The following is a 20,209-nucleotide window of genomic DNA, read 5'->3' as shown; positions in this document are numbered from 1 at the left end:
CAATCAGCCTCGTCTGCAATCAACATTCAGCCAGCCGTGAGGGCCAAAGCCGCGCCTAGTAGAGCTAAGCCGATTGCCCGCATGAAAGCCGAGCGTGGGCTTTTTTCTTATCCTAAATATTGGGCTGAGTGTTTTGGGCCGGCGCCATTTTTGCCGATGTCACGTAAAGAAATGGATATTTTAGGTTGGGATAGTTGCGACATCATTATCGTTACCGGTGATGCTTATGTGGATCATCCCAGTTTTGGTATGGCGGTGATTGGCCGGGTACTGGAATCCCAAGGTTTTCGCGTGGGGATCATTTCCCAACCGGATTGGCAAAGTAAAACCGACTTTATGCAACTCGGTGAGCCGAATTTATTTTTTGGTGTCACAGCCGGTAATATGGACTCGATGATCAATCGTTATACCGCTGAGCGAAAATTACGTCACGATGACGCCTACACCCCACACAATGAAGGGGGTAAACGCCCGGATCGCGCTGTCACTGTGTACACCCAGCGTTGTAAAGAAGCGTACAAAAAACCGGTTGTTATTGGCGGTATTGAAGCCAGTTTGCGCCGTATAGCTCATTACGATTATTGGTCAGATAAAGTGCGCCGTTCGGTACTTTTTGATTCTAAAGCCGATATGTTGATGTTTGGTAATGCCGAGCGCCCACTGCTGGAAATGGCCCATCGTTTTGCTGCCGGTGAAACAATCGAGCAAATGCAAGATATTCGCGGTACGGCTGTTATTCGCAAAGAGCCGTTACCCGGTTGGCAAGGTGTTGACTCAACTCATTTGGATACGATTGGAAAAATTGATCCTGTCATCAGTCCCTATCAAATTATCGAAGATTCTTGTGCGATTTCCTCTGAAGCTGAAAAACAAGCCGCAATCGACGAGCAAAAAGCCCAGCCTGTCGTGGTGCAGCCTTTTACCTCTAAAACCCAAAGACGTAAACCTTGGGATAAAACCTATGTGTTATTGCCCGCTTACGATGTAGTGCGCGCTGAGAAAACTCATTACGCTCATACTTCACGTATCTTGCATAAAGAAACTAACCCAGGCTGTGCACGTGCCCTTGTGCAGCGCCACGGTGATAGAATTATTTGGATTAATCCACCTGCTTATCCACTTGAAACCGAAGAAATGGATGCGGTGTTCGATTTACCTTATGCACGAGTGCCTCACCCTAGTTACGGCAAAGCCAAAATACCGGCTTACGATATGATCAAAACCTCGGTGAATATCATGCGAGGCTGCTTCGGTGGTTGTACTTTTTGCTCGATCACTGAGCATGAGGGTAGGGTGATCCAAAGCCGCTCAGAAGAATCGATTATTCGCGAAATTGAACAAATTCGCGATAAAGTGCCTGGCTTTACCGGGGTGATCTCCGATCTTGGCGGACCAACTGCAAATATGTATAAGTTGCGTTGCAAAAGCCCTAAGGCTGAACAAGCTTGTCGTCGTTTGTCTTGTGTGTGGCCAGAAATCTGTGGGCATTTGGATACGGACCAAACTCCCACAGTTGAGCTCTATCGCAAGGCCCGTAAGGTCGAAGGGGTGAAAAAAGTCTTGATCGCCTCGGGGGTACGTTACGATTTGGCAATTGAAGATCCCAATTATGTGCGTGAGCTGGTGACGCATCACGTGGGTGGATACTTAAAAATCGCCCCGGAGCACACCGAAAAAGCGCCGCTGGATAAAATGATGAAACCGGGCATGGGCACTTATGACAAGTTTAAGGAAATGTTCGACAAATACACCAAAGAAGCGGGTAAAGACCAGTACCTGATCCCGTACTTTATTTCGGCTCATCCGGGGACCGAAGATGTGGACATGCTGAATTTAGCCATGTGGTTAAAAGAACGCAATTTCAAACTGGATCAGGTGCAGAATTTTTACCCTTCACCTATGGCTAACGCCACCACTATGTATCATACGGGTAAAAACCCCATACATAAGGTTAACCACAAAAGTGAAGAGGTTACGATCCCCAAAGGTGAAATTCACCGCCGTTTGCATCGTGCATTTTTGCGTTACCACGATCCTGTCAACTGGCCGTTATTGCGTAAGACGTTAATTGAAATGGGTAAAGCTCACCTGATCGGAAATAGCGCGAAGTGTTTAGTGCCGGCAGAAGGGCGTAATGAACTTAAAGGTCGGGATCACAAGGAATTTGCTAAACGCTCGGCGAATAAGGCATTGGCCAAAGGCAAGGGCGGATCATCGTCCAAAGAGAAAAAGGCCCAACAAGGTTTAACGCGTTTCAGTGACAATCAACCACACAATAAAGCCGCGGGCACAAACTCGGGTAGTCGAAAAAAATCCGCGGTCCAAACCCACAAACCACGCTAATTAAGCGTGGCTTGTGGTGAAATTTCGGATAGTGGTTGGGTGAATTAATGGCGGCTGCGACGCGCCAATATTAAACCTGCCACAAAGAGCAATATCAATGATAAGGCCCCTGGCGCAGGCACCATTACTTGGCCGCGTATTTCGCCACCGGGAAAGGCTTCCGTATGTATATTGATGTACCACAGACCGGCAAGCAGGTCCGAGGCTTGCTCAGCCGTTAACATCGCGTTGCCCATCGAAGGGTTCATAGTGAAATCTATTGGTACCTCTACTCCGGCATTTTGCATGGGTGTTGCCGGGCCATGAAAGTGTGCATTGACAACATCCGTTAAGCCACTCCAACTTATACTCCAGGAAAAGTCATTGCTCATGTCATCCAGCCACATGGTCGCTGAGCCCGTGGCTAAACTGCCGGTGCCAACCCCGGCATTTGCTTGGGCGCCGTCTATCGTGGCAGAAAAAGGAATTAAGCTTGCTTTCGCAGGGGCAATAGCCATAACAGCCGTTAGCACTATTAATTGCAAAAACCTTGGTACTCTAGAGTATCTGAACATGGTGTTTGGTCTCCGGTAAACTCAATGTAGACATCACATGTACAGCCTCTACGTCTTCAAGTGGCAATCGATTGAGTTAATTTTAAAAAGGTGCCCAAATGGGCAAACATTGTGCCCGATAACGGTACGCATATTCTACGCCATCAATATAATCTTGATTAATTTCAAACGCATATTGATTGAGCCTAAAAATAGACTCGCCTACTTGTAAAAAATATTGACAGGCTGACTGGGACCCCAATTCCAAAAAACTCTGATTATTAATAATGTTGGCGTAGTATTTTAAACAACCATCCGCCAGCGAAACCAGCCAGGCATTGGCTGAAGATGCCAAAGGACGTTCTGGCGCCGGCAATAAGGGTGATGTGCATTATTGGCTGCATCGTTAACAGCATTACCAGCATGGCCAATGCCCCGGCTAAGGGATAAACCCAAAAAGTCGTGTGGGGACGATATTTTCTGAGCGCGCCCATCACCGCAAACCCTATGAGCAGGCTCAAAGCGATAACGGATCCATAAGTTAGGCCTAACCCTAAAAGGTCATCGAGACTCATACTGATGCGACTGGCCATGTCGATTTGTACCCCGACTTTGGCTAATTCAAACAATACAAATTGGCTGTGTGCCAGGCTCGCCAGAATAAAGCTGACTAATACCGCCAGCAAAAAATGCAGACCAAGGTTTAACAAATTCGTCATTGTATGTACTTGTAGTTGTGATTATTCCTGCCGCACTTTACCCTTGAACCAGCTCAGCAGGCAATCTCGACTCGATTGCCTGCTATTAATCTGACCCAGTTTACCTCGAGGCTCTATGAAAATTTGGACTGCCCGTTTTGCCTCACTTGCCTTCGCCAGCTTATGGTCGTTCATGAGCCAGGCTGAACTGCCCGCTGATATCCACCCCCCTAAGGCATTTCCACCTTACCAAATAGAGCAGGTAGCAACCGGCCTTAATTATCCCTGGTCATTGGCATTTTTGCCCGGCGGCGATTTTTTGGTAACAGAACGGATAGGAAATTTACGTCTGGTGCATAAGGGTGAGGTGTCACAACCGATCAGCGGCTTACCCGATGACATTTATGTGAAAAGCCAAGGTGGGTTGCTGGATGTGGTTTTGCATCCTGATTATATCGATAATCACTGGCTGTATATAAGTTATGCCAGCGGCACGGATAATCACAATGCACTAAAACTGATGCGGGCCAAATTGCGCAATGGGGCATTATCTGAGCGACAACTGTTATTTACGGTGTCACCGGAAAAAGATACGCCGGTGCATTTTGCTGGTCGTATGACCTTTTTACCCGACAATACCCTGCTACTGACTACGGGTGACGGATTTGATTATCGTGAACACGCCCAGCGCTTTGACAGCCAATTGGGGAAAATCATCCGCATGACCGACGATGGTCAGGCACCCCAAGACAATCCATTTGCCAATTTAGCCGACTCAGCCAAGACGCCCAGGCATTTGACACGGTACTTGTTTACTATTGGTCATCGTAATAGTCAGGCAATACTCTATGATCCGGTCAGAGAGTTGATTTTTGCAAACGAACATGGCCCAGAAGGGGGGGATGAAGTTAATATTATCCGCCCAGGTGGGAATTATGGCTGGCCGGTGATCACTCAAGGTATGGATTATTCCGGGGCGCGCATTAGCCCTTTTACTGCCTATCCCCATATGCTGCAACCCTTAGTCGACTGGACCCCGTCTATTGCCCCCTCAGGTATGACAGTGCATAAAGGTGCAATGTTTGCCGTCTTAAATGGCGACCTATTGGCCTCATCTTTAAAATTTAAACAGGTTTACTGGTTACAGATGCAGGGAAACGCCGTTATCGCCCAACAGACACTATTTAGCGAAATAGGGCAAAGACTGAGGGATATTCGGGTGCATAGGGATGGTTCGATTTATCTATTAACAGACAGTAAACACGGACGCATCTTGAGGGTGAGCGAAAAGCCTGGGGGGGGTTGACTGAAGCGGCCAAATTTCGTTTTTTTAACAAGAGGTTAACCTACATTCTTAGCAAAAATAGTGGTTATAAGCAAACAAACGTATTTGTAAATTCAAATTTGCTGCCTTAGGCCTTATACTTGACGAGTTTCATTTCTATACTCCATTACACGCCGTGATTTCGGAGTCAATCAAGAGGTCCTAATTGTGCTAGAAGCTTATCGTAAACATGTTGATGAACGTGCTGTTGAAGGTATTCCGCCCAAACCCCTAAATGCTGAGCAAGTTGCCGGTTTAGTTGAGTTGTTAAAGGCGCCACCTGCTGGCGAAGGCGAATTTTTACTTGAATTATTATCTGAGCGGGTTCCCCCGGGTGTAGATGAAGCCGCTTATGTTAAAGCTGGCTTTTTGAGCGCCATTATTAATGACGAAGCTACCTCACCGCTGATCAGCAAAGACGCCGCTATTCAATTATTAGGCAACATGCACGGTGGTTATAACATCGTCACTTTGGTCGAAGCCTTAGATAATAACGACCTGGCGGAATTAGCTGCCGAAGAACTTAAACATACCTTGTTGATGTTTGATGCCTTTCACGACGTTGAAGAAAAAGCCCGTGCCGGCAACCAGTATGCCCAAGATGTGCTTGAATCCTGGGCCGATGCTGAATGGTTTACATCCCGTCCGGATATGCCGGAAAAAATCACCTATTCAGTATTTAAAGTAACCAGCGAAACCAATACCGACGACTTGTCGCCGGCTCCGGATGCCTGGTCTCGCCCAGATATTCCATTACATGCCCGTGCCATGTACAAGATGACACGTGACGGTTTGACTCCGCAAAAACACGGTGAAGTTGGCCCCTTAGGACAAATCGACGAAATAAAAGCCAAAGGCCATCCGGTCGCTTTTGTAGGCGATGTTGTCGGAACCGGCTCTTCACGTAAATCAGCGACCAACTCTGTGCTTTGGTTCTTCGGTGAAGATTTACCTGGCGTACCAAACAAACGTGGTGGTGGTATTTGTATTGGCGGTAAAGTGGCGCCTATTTTCTTTAATACGATGGAAGATGCCGGTGCTCTGGTATTTGAAGCCGATGTAGATAAATTAAATATGGGCGATGTGATCGATATTTTCCCACTCGCCGGCAAAATCAAAAATGCCGAAACCGGGGAATTGCTGTCTGAATTTGCATATAAATCAGACGTATTGCTCGATGAAGTCAGAGCGGGTGGCCGGATCAACCTGATCATTGGTCGTGGTTTGACCGACAAGGCCCGAGAGTCTCTTGGTTTGGAGGCGTCTGATTTGTTCCGTATGCCTGATCAACCCGTCGATACTGGCAAAGGTTATACCCTGGCGCAAAAAATGGTTGGTAAAGCCTGTGGTGTCCAAGGAATACGCCCTGGCACTTACTGCGAACCCAAGATGACCACGGTTGGTTCACAAGATACCACTGGCCCTATGACCCGTGATGAGCTGAAAGATTTAGCTTGTTTAGGTTTTTCTGCTGATTTGACTATGCAGTCTTTCTGTCACACGGCGGCTTACCCTAAGCCTGTGGATATTGATACTCAGCATACCTTGCCTGATTTTATTATGAACCGTGGTGGCGTATCTTTACGTCCTGGAGATGGCATTATCCATTCGTGGTTAAATCGCATGTTGTTGCCTGATACTGTCGGTACAGGTGGCGATTCCCATACTCGTTTCCCCATGGGGATTTCATTCCCTGCCGGTTCTGGTCTGGTAGCCTTTGCTGCTGCTACAGGTGTCATGCCGCTAGATATGCCCGAGTCGGTACTGGTACGTTTTAAAGGCAAGATGCAACCTGGTATTACCTTACGTGATCTGGTGCATGCCATTCCTTTGTATGGTATCAAACAGGGTCTGTTAACCGTGGCGAAAAAGGGTAAAGTGAATGCTTTCTCTGGTCGTATTTTAGAAATCGAAGGGTTGGATGACTTAACGGTTGAGCAGGCATTCGAATTGTCTGATGCCTCAGCCGAACGCTCAGCTGCCGGTTGTACCATTAAAATGTCACAAGACTCTATTGCCGAATATCTTACGTCTAACATCACCATGTTACGTTGGATGATCAACGAAGGTTACGGCGATCCTCGTACGCTTGAGCGTCGCGCACGTAAGATGGAAGATTGGTTGGCCAAGCCCGAGTTGATGGCAGCCGATAAAGATGCAGAATATGTTGAGACGCTGGAAATCGATTTGGCAGAAATAAAAGAGCCTATTTTATGTTGCCCCAATGATCCCGATGACGCCAAAACCTTGTCTGACGTGGCGGGTACTAAAATCGATGAAGTCTTTATCGGTTCTTGTATGACCAACATCGGTCATTTCCGTGCTGCAGGCAAATTACTGGAGCAATTTGAAGGTACCTTACCTACTCGTTTATGGATGTCGCCGCCGACCAAGATGGATCAAGCCCAGCTGATGGAAGAAGGCTATTACAATATCTACGGCCGTGCCGGAGTGCGTACCGAAATGTCAGGCTGTTCATTATGCATGGGTAACCAGGCACGGGTAGAAGCGGGCGCCACAGTCTTGTCCACTTCGACCCGTAACTTCCCTAACCGTTTAGGTGATGGGGCGAATGTGTATTTGTGTTCAGCAGAGTTGGCCTCTGTTGGCGCCATAATCGGTAAGATCCCGAACATGGACGAGTATATGCAATATGCCAGCAAAATAGAGTCTATGTCTGGTGATGTTTTCCGTTATTTGAATTTCGATCGTATGGACGAGTTTAAAAAAGCCGAAGATGCAGCTAAAGCCAATATTATTCCGACCTTAAACGTCGCGTAATAAGTCAGCTGAAACAGCAACCGGGTGAGTCCATTTGGCTCATCCGGTTTTTTTTGTCCGAATTTCACCCTGCAAAGATGAAATTGCAGAGCGTTTCTGGCTCTTTTGCATGAAGACGATACACTTGTTTATTTGCGCACTGCGACAGAAAATATAATGAGAATAATTGTTTTATGGGTTTTGCTGGTGTCAGCTAGCTTGAACACAGCCTGTACAAGTGATTCAGCCAGACAGATAATCGGTCATGGGGTGGCAAATGCCGCCGATACCAAAGTGGGTTACAATTCAACCCAGTGTTTTACGGTTCGCCAGGAATGCCAAGGTGGTGATTACCAGGTATGGCAAACCAGCGATGGGGTAGATGGCTGTTCCTGTAAAATATAACTAACTTAACCAGATATTGGATCATGTATGTTTAGAAGCTTAAGAAAATGGATGTATGCGGCGCTGTTGTTGTCTCAGCTGTTTGCCGTCAAGCAAGTGTTAGCAGAGAATGAGTTGCCAATAGCACAACATTCTGAAAAGTCGTTGGTGAGCCTGGTGATTAACGGCCAGTCAATGGAGGTAGAATATGCGAGCACTTTTGCCCAGCGCCGTGTAGGTTTGATGCATCGCCAATCACTATGCCAACAATGCGGCATGTTGTTTAAATTCGCCAATCCGAAAATGGCCAGCATGTGGATGAAAGATACCTTTATTCCACTGGATGTGGCCTTTGTGCGCAGTGATGGTGTGATCACCGATATTAGAGCCTTACAACCCCATGATCTAACACCGGTGGGTTCATCTGAAAAAGTGCTATTTGCCCTGGAAATGCACCAGGGCTGGTTCAGCCAACATAAGATCTCGGTAGGCGATAAGGTACAGATCAAAGCGCCATAAATTGATTGTTGCCTGAGTTAGCTAATCGGGCTGAGCTAATTTAGGCGTGATCCGCGCCTGACTAATTTGTTCATAATCATAAGCCGCTTCAATCAATATCCCTTCACTTAATGCCCCGGCGACGCTAATTTGATGACAATGAAACGTTCTGTTTGTTAAATGAATGAAAATCTCAAAATGAGATGTTTGGTATGGTACTTAGTGTTATAGTTGCAGCTATTAAAGGGGAATAAGTGCGCATATATAAATCAAAGTGGTTCACCAAATGGGCTGATAAAGAAGGGCTAACGGACAAGGCCTTAAAAGATGCAGTGAAGGAAATACAAGACGGCTTAATAGATGCAGACTTAGGTGGTCACGTTTATAAAAAGCGCGCAGCAATAGAAGGGCAAGGTAAAAGTAGTGGGCTGCGAACTATCTTGGCATGTAGAGTCGGTGACCAAGCCTTCTTTATGTTTGGCTTCCCTAAAAATGCGCAAGACAATATCAACTCAAAAGAGTTGAAAGCGTTCAAACACATGGCAAAAGAATTACTTAGTTACGATGCATCTCAGCTCGAAAAGGCGGTGAGTGCAGGTAGCTTTATAGAGGTGACATGATATGAAAGACAGTATCTTAGATGTAATGCATGAAACAGCAAAAGATCTAACCGAGGCGGGCGTGATGGTCTTGACCACCATGCGTGAGTTTGACGCACTCTGCTTACCTGAAGTAGAGCGCTATGACGCTGAACACATCAAGGCAATACGCGAAAAAGAGCATGTAAGCCAAGCTGTCTTTGCTGCTTACTTAAACACCAGTGCATCAACGGTAAGGCAGTGGGAGCAAGGGGGTAAAAAGCCTCGCGGGACATCGCTAAAACTGCTTAACTTAGTCGCTCACAAAGGCTTGGATGCACTGGCTTATTAATCGTCTGCCCGTAAAACGATCATGCCTGTTTAGCCTGGCTACCCACCAAGTTGTTCAACAAAATACGATTGAGTCGCTAAAAACTGTTTCAGCTGATTTAATTATAATTAAATTACAGTCGGTTACAGGCAAAAAAAGCGCCGAAATGATCAAAAATCACATCCAGATCGCATTTAAAAGTAACTAGAATGCTTATCACCTGCAAACCGATATACAGGTAAGCAAAAAGCTTATGTAGACCTTATTGGCGGCCATGCTGTGTTTTGAGAAATGGAACCAGGCATTTTAATAAGAGACAATTAAACGTCAAACATTAATTCACGTCTGATCAATGGCTTTGGTTAGATCGTTTTTATTACCTGGGTAGCGTGTGAAACCCCAGCCTCGAAAATGCCAAGTCTGTTTAATCGATACCCCATGATCTAACACCGGTGGGTTCATCTGAAAAAGTGCTATTTGCCCTGGAAATGCACCAGGGCTGGTTCAGCCAACATAAGATCTCGGTAGGCGATAAGGTACAGATCAAAGCGCCATAAATTGATTGTTGCCTGAGTTAGCTAATCGGGCTGAGCTAATTTAGGCGTGATCCGCGCCTGACTAATTTGTTCATAATCATAAGCCGCTTCAATCAATATCCCTTCACTTAATGCCCCGGCGAAGAAACTAATATTCACCGGTAGATGTTGTACGTGCCCCATGGGTACAGTGATGTGGGGGTAACCGCTTACAGCAGCAGGGCCGCTGGCAGAGCCCAAATAGTGGTCGCCGTCTATATGATCTATTTTCCAAGCAGGAGCAGTAGTCGGGGCAATTAATAAGTCCAGCTCATACTTGGCCAGGGTTGCATCTATGCCTAGTTTTCCCGCTTTGTGTTTGCTACTTTCTACGGATTTCATGTAGCCCGGATCGGTGAGACCTGCTGACCCTTGAGCACTGATAAATAACTCTTGACCGAAAATGGGCATAGTGTATTTGCTAAACTGTTGATTCTTAGTAATGGCATCTTGCAGATCCTTCAATGGGGCATCGCTGGCGTGTAAATAGCGATTTAAATCGGCCTTAAATTCGGTCAACAGTACGGTGTATTCATCTTTATCCCACTGGCCTTTGGTGGTGATATTCGCCTTATCAACCAAAATTGCCCCGGCCTTTATGAATACCGCAAACTGGTTTTCAAATACTTTGTCGAGCTGGGGGTGGTAACCCATCAGATTACGCACTATGCCGATGCGTTTGTCTTTAAGCCCACCTAACACTAGGTGATTACTTAGTTTTATGGGTGTCAAACTTTGTGGATCTTGCTCATCTTCGCCCATCATGGCCTCTAACATGATCACCGCATCGGTCAGGTTACGGGCCATGGGCCCGGCCGTATCCTGAGAGTGGGCTATGGGTATGATGCCGCTGCGACTGATCAGACCCAAAGTGGGTTTTATGCCAACGATACCGTTGACCGCTGCAGGGCAGGTGACTGAACCATTGGTTTCTGTGCCCACAGCCAATAAAGCCAAATCGGCGGCAATGGCGACCCCCGAGCCAGAGCTTGAACCGCAAGGGGATCGCGTGATGTCGTGAGGGTTAAGTGTTTGTCCATATAAGCTACTCCAGCCACTGGATGACATGTTAGAGCGAAAGTTAGCCCACTCTGACAGATTGGTTTTACCTAAAATTAATGCGTCTTCTGCCACCAGACGTTTAACCAAAAACGCATCGTTGGTAGGCAGATGCTTGCGCATCAGCCAGGATCCGGCTGTATTGGCCATGCCTTTGGCATCAATATTGTCTTTGAGCACCACCATGGCGCCAAACAACTTGCCCAGCTTTTCCCCACTTTGCAGCTTGGCATCCAGAGCCACAGCTTGCTGTTTAATCTTGGGGTTAAGTTGGGCGAGGGCATTGAGCGTTGGCCCGCTGTTATCATAATCTGCTATGCGTTGCTGATAATATTCAACTAACTGTTGCACACTTATTTTGTTGTCCCTAAGCAGGGTTTGGGTTTGCTGCAGTGTTAACTCGTGTAAGTTAGCTTGCGCTGCCAAACTAGGGGGGCTCAACGTGAGCGTTATACTGACCAACAAGACCCGCAGAGCGCGAATGTGCAACATAATATTTTCCTAATTTTGCGTATGTTATCTGGCTAAACTGCCAAGCTTTGTGCGTAATGGGCAGCCGGTCACTCTTTTATAACAGAAAATCAAGTAGGATCCTAAATACAGCACCTTGTGTATATAACCTATTCCAAAAAGGTAGCCATACACAGCGTAAAATATACTTTATCTGTGAGTAAAAACTGGTAGTTTATGAACACAGTGTTGCAATTAGTTTTAGTAGGAAAAATAGTGAGTGATTCGAACTTAAATGTCGCCAAATTTGGCGGTACCAGTGTAGCCAATTATGCTGCCATGTTAAATTGCGCCAAAGTCATTTCAGGCAATAGTGCGACTAAAGTGGTCGTGGTCAGCGCGTCTGCCGGGATAACTAACATCCTGGTCGAGCTGGCCCATAAAGCCCTGACAAAAGAAGAGATCGGCCAGTTCCTAAGCCAAATTGAAACTATCGAATTTGCTATCCTCAAAGATTTAGGTGATCCCGAAATGGTTGCCGACAAACTTAATGAGTTACTCGACTCTTTGAAGCAGTTAGCTTTTCACGAAGAAATGTTGCATCGCCCGGATCTTAAAGACAGCTTGTTATCCCACGGTGAACGAATGGCATCCTTGTTATTCTCCGAGGTGCTCAATCAGCAAGGTCTAGCTGCGGATAATTTTGATGTTCGTAAAGTCTTGTTGACCGATAACCAGTTTGGCCAGGCGGTACCGCAACTTGAGGGTATCAAACAACGTGCCACGCAATTGATGGCGCCAGAGATGCAACATAGTGTGTTAGTCACTCAGGGCTTTATCGGCGCAGATGAAGAAGGCAATACCACAACTTTAGGTCGGGGAGGATCAGATTTTACTGCGGCTTTATTGGCCGAGGCGCTGGATGCCCAAAGCTGTGAAATATGGACCGATGTCATAGGTGTGTACACGACTGATCCAAGAATTACTGCCAGCGCCAGGCCCTTGCCTGAACTGAGTTTTGAAGAAGCTGCGGAGATGGCCACATTCGGCGCTAAGGTTTTGCACCCCGCGACCATGGAGCCCGCGCTGCGTCAAAATATCAAGGTATTTGTCGGCTCAAGTAAAGAGCCGGAAAAAGGCGGCACCTGGATCGTCAGAGATTGTCAGTACGAGCCATCTTATCGGGCGATCACCCGGCGTAAGGAGCAAGTCATGGTTACGGTAAAAACTCCGAAAATGATGCATGCTCAAGGCTTTTTGCAAAACGTATTTACGATTATCGCCAAACACAATCTTAGTGTTGATTTGGTTACCACTTCTGAGATCTGTGTATCTTTCACCCTGGACAACCCACCAAACTCAGTGCTGGAGCGGTTGAACCGGGAAACCATAGACGAGTTAAGCCAAATATGTGAAGTGCAATTGGAAAAAGACTACGATCTGGTGACTGTAGTGGGCAATAATATGCACAGTGCAGCCGGGGTCTCGAGTAAGATATTTGCTGCGGTCGCCGATTTTAACTTACGTATGATTTGTTTTGGCGCCAACCCCCATAACATGTCTATGTTGGTCAGTGAAAAAGACAGTACTGAAGTCGTCAAAGCCTTACATCGTCAGTTGTTTGAAACGGTTACCAGCTAATTCAGTTTATGCACGGGGCTGAGATGTTTTTGTCACAATTTCACAGGTTGTTATGACAAGCAAATTACAAAACACGCAGCCACCACGTTCGGCCCTTGGCAAGTTGTTTGCTGCCAAAAAGGGTAAAGTGAATACCAACAAACGCATGACTGAATTGCTGTGTGTGTTCGCCGAGCAAGACCATAAACGCATAGCCCGTTTGCTGCAGAAGTGGCTGGAAACGGATGTATCGGGCGGTAATAAAAAATAGACGTATTAGTTGTTAGTTAGCTTATAAAAAAACCGCCTTTTGGCGGTTTTTTTATAAGCAGAGTTTTGGTTACACTTTGAATTGCTGTACGGAGCTTTGCAGCTCTTCAGCCAGTTTAGCCACCTCATGACTCGATTCCGAAGTTTGATGGGCACCTACTGACGTTTCCTCGGCGATATTGACGATATTTTCCAACTTCTCGCTTATCTCCAAAGAGACAATGTTTTGCTCTTTGGCGGATTGCGCGATCTGAGAACTCACATCATGAGCCCTATGCACGGCATCGGTTATCAATTGCAGGGCTTGGGTGGCTTTTTCAGTTTGTGCCACACATACTGTGGTTTGTTCTTTTCCCTGATTCATCACAGAGACCGCTTTTTCTGCGCCAGCTTGCAATACTTCAATCATGGAATTAATTTCCTGAGTTGATTTTTGGGTTCTGCTGGCAAGCGTTCTTACTTCGTCGGCCACTACCGCAAAACCTCGGCCCTGTTCACCGGCTCTGGCTGCTTCAATGGCAGCATTGAGCGCCAGAAGATTGGTTTGGTCGGCCACTCCGCGGATAACGTCCAAGATGCCACCTATACTGGTACTATCTTGATGTAATTTATTGATAACGTCTGCCGCTTCCTCAACATCTCGGGCAAGTACTTCGATGGTGCGTCGGTTCTCTTCAGAAATGGCTTTGACTTTTTCGGCTTCTTCGTCTGCATTTTTAATTTCCCGCAGGGTATCTTCGGCGCTTTGGCTGACCAAAACTGAGGTGCTGTGCATTTCTGTTGTCGCGGTGGCCACCTGTGCGATTTGCGATTTTTGTTCCTGAATCGAGCCAGTGGTTTGTAAAGTCACCGCTGAGGTTTCTTCTGATGCGGCGGCTAACTGGGTTGCCCGTGAACTGATCCCAGTAATCAAGGTTTTTAAACTATCAATCAGATTATTACAGTTTTTGGCAAGCAGACCAAATTCGTCATCTGATGAATCGTCAAGTCTGCGGGTGAGATCCCCGGATGACACGATGTTCAACATTTCGTTGACTTTGTGTAACGGCCCGATAATGGCTCTTACGCCAAAGTAGGCGATAACACTGGCGATAAGCACGGAAATAACGGCAATCAATACAGTTTTAAAGTTACCTGAGCTAACCGCACTTTCGACCAACTCTTTGGCGACACTGGCTTTATTATCAGCAAGTTTTAGTAAAACGTTTAATTTTTCAGTCGCCTGCTTAATATTGACTTCAGAGGCTTGATACTCTTCAGTGGCTAGGGTCTGTTTATTTATCTTGGTTATCTGGCTTTGTAATAAGCCGGTGGGCGAGGTAACGACATCTGTCACAGCACCTGTCAATTGGTAGATCTCGTTCAGGGTGCCGCTGCTATCGCCGCTGTTAGCGGCAGTCTGAATTTCAGCGATGGTTTCTTTTATCTGATTAATGACTAATTGAACTTCATTACCAATAGTATCGGCACGCACCAAATTTTGGGTTTTAACATACTCTGCTCCAACGTTGAGTAATGTCATCAACTTAGTTTCCAGGGTATTGCTTAGCTCCGCTGCTTTGGCCAGTTGAGGGCTGCTTTGCACGTCATCTAAATCGGCAAAGTCCAATATCAAGGTGGAGGTGTCATCGGCGTTATCTTCAATTGAACTGAGTTGCTCACGGACTTTATTACGAAATTCCAGATCCGCCTGGCGATCGGCAAACATGGATGACACATTGTCTTTATAATCTTCGTAAATCCCATCGACTTCAGCAAGCGCGTTTTTTAATCCCGCTTCCCGACTGACCACTGTCTTAAGGGTGCTAAATTCGTTTTCGAAGTTATCTTGGCTGGTTTTAAGGGAATCTAGTTTGGCACTTAGTGCGCTGAGGTTAGTCTCATAATAGGCTTCAGTCGCGATCCGGCTCATATTTAAAAACGAGACTTTCAACTGACTGCTGCCACTAACTGTAGGGAGGGCTAAACTGTTCACTTCTTCAGTTGCATTATTAATGCTGTTGAGGGTGGTGAGAGAGAAAATACCCATGACGATGAGCAGCGAAGTAATAATAGCAAAGCCGCCTACCACGCGCATAGCAACTGTCATTTTCATCTATGGTCTCCAAATTTAATACTTTAATATGCTGCTAATAAACCAGCATAGGTATGTTCCAGGGCAGAGCAACAGAGCCTAGTTTTATGTATTGTTTGTTATTTAGTTGGCACTATTGGGAGTGAATCGGCCAAATCAAATATCAAAAAATATAACTATTCGCTCTTTTTAGTCTCTTTTGTACTATCGACACTATGGCAGGTTACATTAGCTAACATTCTGATAAAAGATAATTTTTTAGGTAAAACAAGCGCCACAGCGAGTATTTCAGGGTTGATTTGATGTTGTGCTGAAAATTTGACCACTTGTTAAATTGTACAGGGTCAAGCTTCCTCCCCAGATATAACCGGTATCCAGTCCGATAAATTGCGGCGAATCGGTGGCGCCTTTTAACGCTGCCCAGTGACCGAAAAGGATTTTTTGCTGAGGCAGTAACTTCTTATTGGGCACGGTAAACCAGGGGATCAGATTTTGCGGCGCTTTGTGCGGCGATAATTTGCAATTTAATTCCAGATGCTGATTTTTTTCAATAAAGCGCATTCGTGTGAAGGCGTTGATAATGAACCGCCAGCGCGGTATGCCTTGCAGATCCTCGGTCCAGCAAGTGGGGGTATTGGCGTACATGTTTTCAAGCAGTGTCTGCCAGTTATTCCCGCTTAGTTGCTCACTAACCTCCTGACTTAAATACAGCGCTTTGTCGAGTGACCATCGGGGGTAGAGACCTGCGTGAGAAAGCAGGCTGTCCTGATTGATACTTAGCGCCAGGGGTTTTGTGCGTAACCAGTGAATAAATTTGGGCAAATCAGCAGACTTTAGCAGTTCATCGAGTTTATCTTCGGGATGGGCGGTTTTAAAGCCGCAGTAGATGGCCAGCAAATGTAAGTCATGATTGCCCAGCACGGTATCAAAACTGTCACCCAGATCGTATAAGTAGTGCAGGGTTTGCAATGATTCTGGGCCCCTGGCAACCAAATCCCCTACTGCCCATAGTTTATCCACTTTGGGATTGAAATTGACCTTTCCGAGCAGAATTTTTAGGCTGCTAAGGCAGCCTTGTATGTCGCCCACCACATAATCAGCCATGATTTAGGGATGTAGGTTTGATGGCAAATAGGCTATCGGCATCACTATCGCAAGCAATTATACGCCAACTAAAATATAGGCAAGGGCTGAACATCGTTTAGGGCTAATCCCTCAGTTGACTAAGTTTGGCACGGCCAAACGAAAAATAGCAATGGGTACTTTAAACATCTGTCCCGCCTTATTTTGCATTTCGTAATAGCCTTGCATAGAGCCAACAGGCGTGTCCAACACCGCCCCGCTGGTATATTGGTAGCTAATGCCAGGTGGAATGTGGGGCTGTTCGCCTATCACTCCTGGGCCTTTGACCTCGGTTTGTTTGCCGTTGCCATCGGTGATTAACCAGTAACGATTGAGCAATTGCATTTCTTCGTTGCCTTGATTGCTTATGCTGATTTTATAGGCGAACGCGAATTTATGCTCAGCTTCGATCTGATGCTCGGGAAGGTACCGAGTCTGCACATCAATTTTGATGTCCCCGGATACAGGAAGGTTTAGCTCACTCATTTATTCTTCCTTAGCCTCAACAGCAAGATCCGCTAAACGCCCGAATTGCACCAAGGATAAATTTTCTGCGCGCAAATTGGGATCAATATCCAGCGATTTAATCTGCACGTCGCTTAAGCTATCTTTCAAACTATTACGAATGGTCTTACGCCTTTGATTAAAGGCCTGGGCACATATTTTATGTAACACTTCTTCACTCATTACCGTCACCGGTTTTTGTTTGTGCGGCATAAGCCTGACGATGGCTGAATCGACTTTAGGAGGCGGATTAAAGGCTTCCGGTGGAACTTCAAGTACGGGAATGATATGGCAATGATACTGTGCCATAACAGACAGACGTCCATAATTCTTGTTGCCAGGGCTGGCGGCCAAACGGTTAACCACTTCTTTTTGCAGCATAAAGTGCATATCTTGCACCTTGTGGGCAAACGAAAATAAATGGAACATCAAGGGGGTTGAGATATTGTATGGTAAATTTCCAAATACTCTAAGCGCCTGTCCTTCACTATAAAGCGTACTAAAATCGAACTTCAGTGCATCGCTTTCGATTATGGTCAATTTACTGGAAATAAAAGGATGGGTGCGTAAACGGGCCGCTAAATCACGATCCAGCTCAACAACCGTCAAATTATCAAGCAATTCGCAAACGGGTTCGGTCAGGGCGCCTAATCCCGGACCGATTTCGACCACATTTTCGCCTTTTTGCGGATTAATGGCCGAGACAATCTGATCAATAATATAGGCATCATGCAGAAAGTTCTGACCGAAGCGTTTACGGGCCGTATGGCCTAGATGTTTTTTACTCATTATTTGATTTTTGCCAACGAAATGGCTTCCTTAATGGCGAGCTCGAAACTACCTGTATCGGCTCGCCCGGTGCCAGCTAAATCCAGGGCTGTGCCATGGTCAACCGACGTGCGAATAAAAGGTAAGCCTAGGGTGATATTCACCGCCTTACCAAAACCTTTGTATTTGAGTACGGGTAAGCCTTGATCGTGATACATGGCTAACACTGCATCAGCCTGGGCTAAGTACTTGGGGTTAAACATGGTATCTGCGGGCAACGGCCCCGTGAGTTTGATGTGTTGCGCGCGCAACTTATCCAGAGCAGGAATGATGGTATCAATCTCTTCGCGTCCCAGGTGCCCGTCTTCACCAGCATGGGGATTGAGACCACAAACGAAGATATGTGGCTGTTTGATACCAAACTTGCTGCGCAGGTCTGAATTCACGATATGGATCACCTTGCTTAGGCGCTCCTGAGTAATAGCCTTGGATACCGCAGCCAAAGGTATGTGGGTCGTGGCCAATACGACCCGCAGGCCTTCGGTGGCTAGCATCATGACTACATCACTGATATTGGCTTGCTGGGCAAAAAATTCAGTGTGGCCACTAAAGGGGATGCTCGCCTGATTGATGATCCCTTTATGCACAGGGCCGGTGACAATAGCATCAAATTCGCCATCGATATTTTTTTGGCAAGCCTGGCGTAGGGTTTCAACGACATAATGGCTGTTATCGCTGTTTAACCGGCCGGGCTCTACACTGGCATTGAGTGCGATATCAACACAATAGAGTTGCCCTGGGCGTTGTAGCGGTTGGGAAGTATTATGATATGCCAATAACTCCAGTGGCAAGTTTAACAACCTGGCCCGGGCTTTAAGCATGTCACCGTTGGCGAACACGACCAGTTGCACCGGCCAGGCTTGTTGTGCCAATGCCACTATCAAGTCTGGACCAATACCGGCAGGTTCACCCGGGGTAATGGCAAGTTTAAGGCTCATTATGGCCTAGCTTTTGTCTTTCTTGGCAATCAGTTCAATATAAGCACTGTCACGCATTTCTTTTAACCAGGCTTCTGTTTCTTCGCCAAACTTACGCTGGAATAATAACTGATAGGCTTTGTCTTCCTTGCGTTTTTCCGTGGCGTCTTCAACACGTTTGTCGGTCAGTTGCATCAGGTGCCAGCCGTGTACCGAACGTACAGGTTGACTAATTTCGTCTATTTCTAACTTGGCTAAGGCATCTTTAAAGGCAGGCACATAAACATTTGGGTCGGCCCATCCCAGATCCCCGCCGCGTAATGCGGAACCAGGATCCGCAGAGTGTTCCTTGGCAAGCTCGGCGAAATCGGCTTCACCGGCCAAGATCTGTTTTCTAAAATCACGCAACATTTGCTCGGCCTTCTCATCACTTAAAATGACCGAGGGTTTGATCAGGATATGACGGGATTTTAATTCAGCCACTTCAATGCGTTCGATACCACGGACATCCAACACCTTTAATATATGGAAACCGGCACCACTGCGGATGGGACCTATCAAGCTATCTTTTACCTGGCCCTGAACGGCTCCAGCAAACAAGGTGGGCATGGAGTTGATGTTCATCCAACCCAGATCACCGCCTTCCAGGGCATTGGAACCCGATGACGATGCGGTGGCGATTTTTGCGAAATCTGAGCCATTGTTTAGCAGTTCAATCACCTTTTGGGCGGTTTCCTTTGCTTTGGTCACGTCGGCCTCTGCTGGCTCGACGGGAAATGCGATTAAGATATGCCCTAGGCGGTACTCTGCTTGTTGGCCACCTTGTTCATCGATGAGTTTTACCAGGTTGCTGATCTCCTGTGGAGTGATGTAAATGCGACGTCGAACATTGGCCCGGCGCACTTCGCCGGTGATGAGTTCCTTACGTACTTGTTCACGGTATACTTCGTAGCTTACGTCGTCTGCGGCCAGTTTGTCTCGCAATTGGGCCACGGATATTCCGTCTTCCTGGGCAATATTTCCTATGGTTTGATCGAGCTGGGGATCACTGATTTGAATACCCATGCGCTCAGCCATTTGGTTTTGCAAACTATCGAGGATCAAACGTTCTATGGCTTGTGTGCGCAAGGCCCGATCCGATGGCAGGGTCTGGTTGTTGATCACGGCATTACGTTTAACGGTTTGCACCAGCTCTTCAATCTGGCTTTCCAAAACAACACCCTGATCGACAATAACCGCTACGCTGTCAAGGGTTTGCGGTTTGCCTGAGGCAGTAAAGGTAGACGACATGAGAACCAAAAAGGTAAAAGTTACTACTGATAATTTCATATATATGGGTAC

General features: G+C 46.5%; 18 protein-coding genes and 1 pseudogene. 10 read left to right on the top strand and 9 right to left on the bottom strand.

Going from position 1 to position 20,209, the window contains the following annotated elements; genetic code table 11:
• Nucleotides 1-81: 81 nt before the first annotated feature.
• Nucleotides 82-2,343, top strand: coding sequence for a YgiQ family radical SAM protein (locus AC3RV5_RS17955; RefSeq protein WP_489732202.1), 2,262 nt, complete (start codon nt 82-84; stop codon nt 2,341-2,343).
• A gap of 44 nt (nt 2,344-2,387) precedes the next feature.
• Here the strand turns inward: AC3RV5_RS17955 and AC3RV5_RS17950 are convergent, their stop codons facing one another.
• Together AC3RV5_RS17950 and AC3RV5_RS17945 are read right to left on the bottom strand one after the other, a co-directional pair.
• Complete coding sequence (locus AC3RV5_RS17950) at nt 2,388-2,897, bottom strand: CHRD domain-containing protein (RefSeq protein WP_489728953.1); 510 nt, start codon at nt 2,895-2,897, stop codon at nt 2,388-2,390.
• A gap of 260 nt (nt 2,898-3,157) precedes the next feature.
• Nucleotides 3,158-3,595 carry a hypothetical protein gene (locus tag AC3RV5_RS17945; protein WP_489728952.1) on the bottom strand — a complete coding sequence of 146 codons (438 nt, stop codon included), beginning with the start codon at nt 3,593-3,595 and terminating at the stop codon, nt 3,158-3,160.
• 115 nt (nt 3,596-3,710) lie between these two features.
• Between AC3RV5_RS17945 and AC3RV5_RS17940 the strand changes: the two genes are divergently transcribed.
• The 7 genes and pseudogenes from AC3RV5_RS17940 to AC3RV5_RS17910 all read left to right on the top strand — a co-directional run.
• Nucleotides 3,711-4,880, top strand: coding sequence for a PQQ-dependent sugar dehydrogenase (locus AC3RV5_RS17940; RefSeq protein ID WP_489728951.1), 1,170 nt, complete (start codon nt 3,711-3,713; stop codon nt 4,878-4,880).
• A gap of 186 nt (nt 4,881-5,066) precedes the next feature.
• A complete protein-coding gene (gene acnB / locus AC3RV5_RS17935) occupies nt 5,067-7,679 on the top strand; it encodes a bifunctional aconitate hydratase 2/2-methylisocitrate dehydratase (RefSeq protein ID WP_489728950.1) in 2,613 nt (870 codons plus the stop codon).
• 156 nt (nt 7,680-7,835) lie between these two features.
• Complete coding sequence (locus tag AC3RV5_RS17930; protein ID WP_489728949.1) at nt 7,836-8,063, top strand: hypothetical protein; 228 nt, start codon at nt 7,836-7,838, stop codon at nt 8,061-8,063.
• A gap of 27 nt (nt 8,064-8,090) precedes the next feature.
• The gene (locus AC3RV5_RS17925) at nt 8,091-8,561 is read left to right on the top strand and encodes a DUF192 domain-containing protein (RefSeq protein ID WP_489728948.1); all 471 of its coding nucleotides are present in this window, start codon (nt 8,091-8,093) and stop codon (nt 8,559-8,561) included.
• Between the two features lie 233 nt (nt 8,562-8,794).
• Entirely contained in the window at nt 8,795-9,160 is a 366-nt protein-coding gene (locus AC3RV5_RS17920; protein ID WP_489728947.1) for a type II toxin-antitoxin system RelE/ParE family toxin, read from the top strand.
• 1 nt (nt 9,161) lies between these two features.
• Nucleotides 9,162-9,470 carry a helix-turn-helix domain-containing protein gene (locus tag AC3RV5_RS17915; protein ID WP_489728946.1) on the top strand — a complete coding sequence of 103 codons (309 nt, stop codon included), beginning with the start codon at nt 9,162-9,164 and terminating at the stop codon, nt 9,468-9,470.
• Nucleotides 9,471-9,883: 413 nt separating this feature from the next.
• Nucleotides 9,884-10,006 (top strand): annotated as a pseudogene (locus AC3RV5_RS17910) (DUF192 domain-containing protein); the annotation flags it as partial.
• 21 nt (nt 10,007-10,027) lie between these two features.
• Here AC3RV5_RS17910 and AC3RV5_RS17905 read toward each other — a convergent pair.
• Nucleotides 10,028-11,575: an amidase gene (locus AC3RV5_RS17905; RefSeq protein WP_489728945.1), complete on the bottom strand. Its 1,548-nt coding sequence runs from the start codon at nt 11,573-11,575 to the stop codon at nt 10,028-10,030.
• A 234-nt stretch (nt 11,576-11,809) separates the two neighbouring features.
• Between AC3RV5_RS17905 and lysC the strand changes: the two genes are divergently transcribed.
• Together lysC and AC3RV5_RS17895 are read left to right on the top strand one after the other, a co-directional pair.
• Entirely contained in the window at nt 11,810-13,174 is a 1,365-nt protein-coding gene (gene lysC / locus AC3RV5_RS17900) for a lysine-sensitive aspartokinase 3 (RefSeq protein WP_489728944.1), read from the top strand.
• Between the two features lie 52 nt (nt 13,175-13,226).
• The gene (locus AC3RV5_RS17895; RefSeq protein WP_489728943.1) at nt 13,227-13,424 is read left to right on the top strand and encodes a hypothetical protein; all 198 of its coding nucleotides are present in this window, start codon (nt 13,227-13,229) and stop codon (nt 13,422-13,424) included.
• A gap of 69 nt (nt 13,425-13,493) precedes the next feature.
• Here AC3RV5_RS17895 and AC3RV5_RS17890 read toward each other — a convergent pair whose 3' ends face one another.
• From AC3RV5_RS17890 to surA, 6 genes are all read right to left on the bottom strand, one after another.
• Entirely contained in the window at nt 13,494-15,518 is a 2,025-nt protein-coding gene (locus AC3RV5_RS17890) for a methyl-accepting chemotaxis protein (protein WP_489728942.1), read from the bottom strand.
• A 267-nt stretch (nt 15,519-15,785) separates the two neighbouring features.
• A complete protein-coding gene (locus tag AC3RV5_RS17885) occupies nt 15,786-16,601 on the bottom strand; it encodes a symmetrical bis(5'-nucleosyl)-tetraphosphatase (protein WP_489728941.1) in 816 nt (271 codons plus the stop codon).
• A gap of 111 nt (nt 16,602-16,712) precedes the next feature.
• Nucleotides 16,713-17,105 (bottom strand): Co2+/Mg2+ efflux protein ApaG, encoded by a 393-nt coding sequence (apaG, locus tag AC3RV5_RS17880; protein ID WP_489728940.1) that lies wholly within the window; start codon nt 17,103-17,105, stop codon nt 16,713-16,715.
• On the bottom strand, nt 17,106-17,912 hold the full coding sequence (gene rsmA, locus AC3RV5_RS17875) for a 16S rRNA (adenine(1518)-N(6)/adenine(1519)-N(6))-dimethyltransferase RsmA (RefSeq protein WP_489728939.1): 807 nt from the start codon (nt 17,910-17,912) through the stop codon (nt 17,106-17,108).
• Nucleotides 17,912-18,889: a 4-hydroxythreonine-4-phosphate dehydrogenase PdxA gene (gene pdxA / locus AC3RV5_RS17870; RefSeq protein WP_489728938.1), complete on the bottom strand. Its 978-nt coding sequence runs from the start codon at nt 18,887-18,889 to the stop codon at nt 17,912-17,914. Before pdxA ends, rsmA begins: the two co-directional genes overlap by 1 nt.
• A 6-nt stretch (nt 18,890-18,895) precedes the next feature.
• Nucleotides 18,896-20,197, bottom strand: coding sequence for a peptidylprolyl isomerase SurA (gene surA, locus AC3RV5_RS17865; RefSeq protein WP_489728937.1), 1,302 nt, complete (start codon nt 20,195-20,197; stop codon nt 18,896-18,898).
• Between the last annotated feature and the right edge of the window lie 12 nt (nt 20,198-20,209).

The organism is Paraglaciecola sp. IT1134 (genome assembly GCF_058068185.1).
The sequence above is the reverse complement of the archived record's forward strand: the minus strand, read 5'-3'. Positions and strand labels throughout refer to the sequence as shown.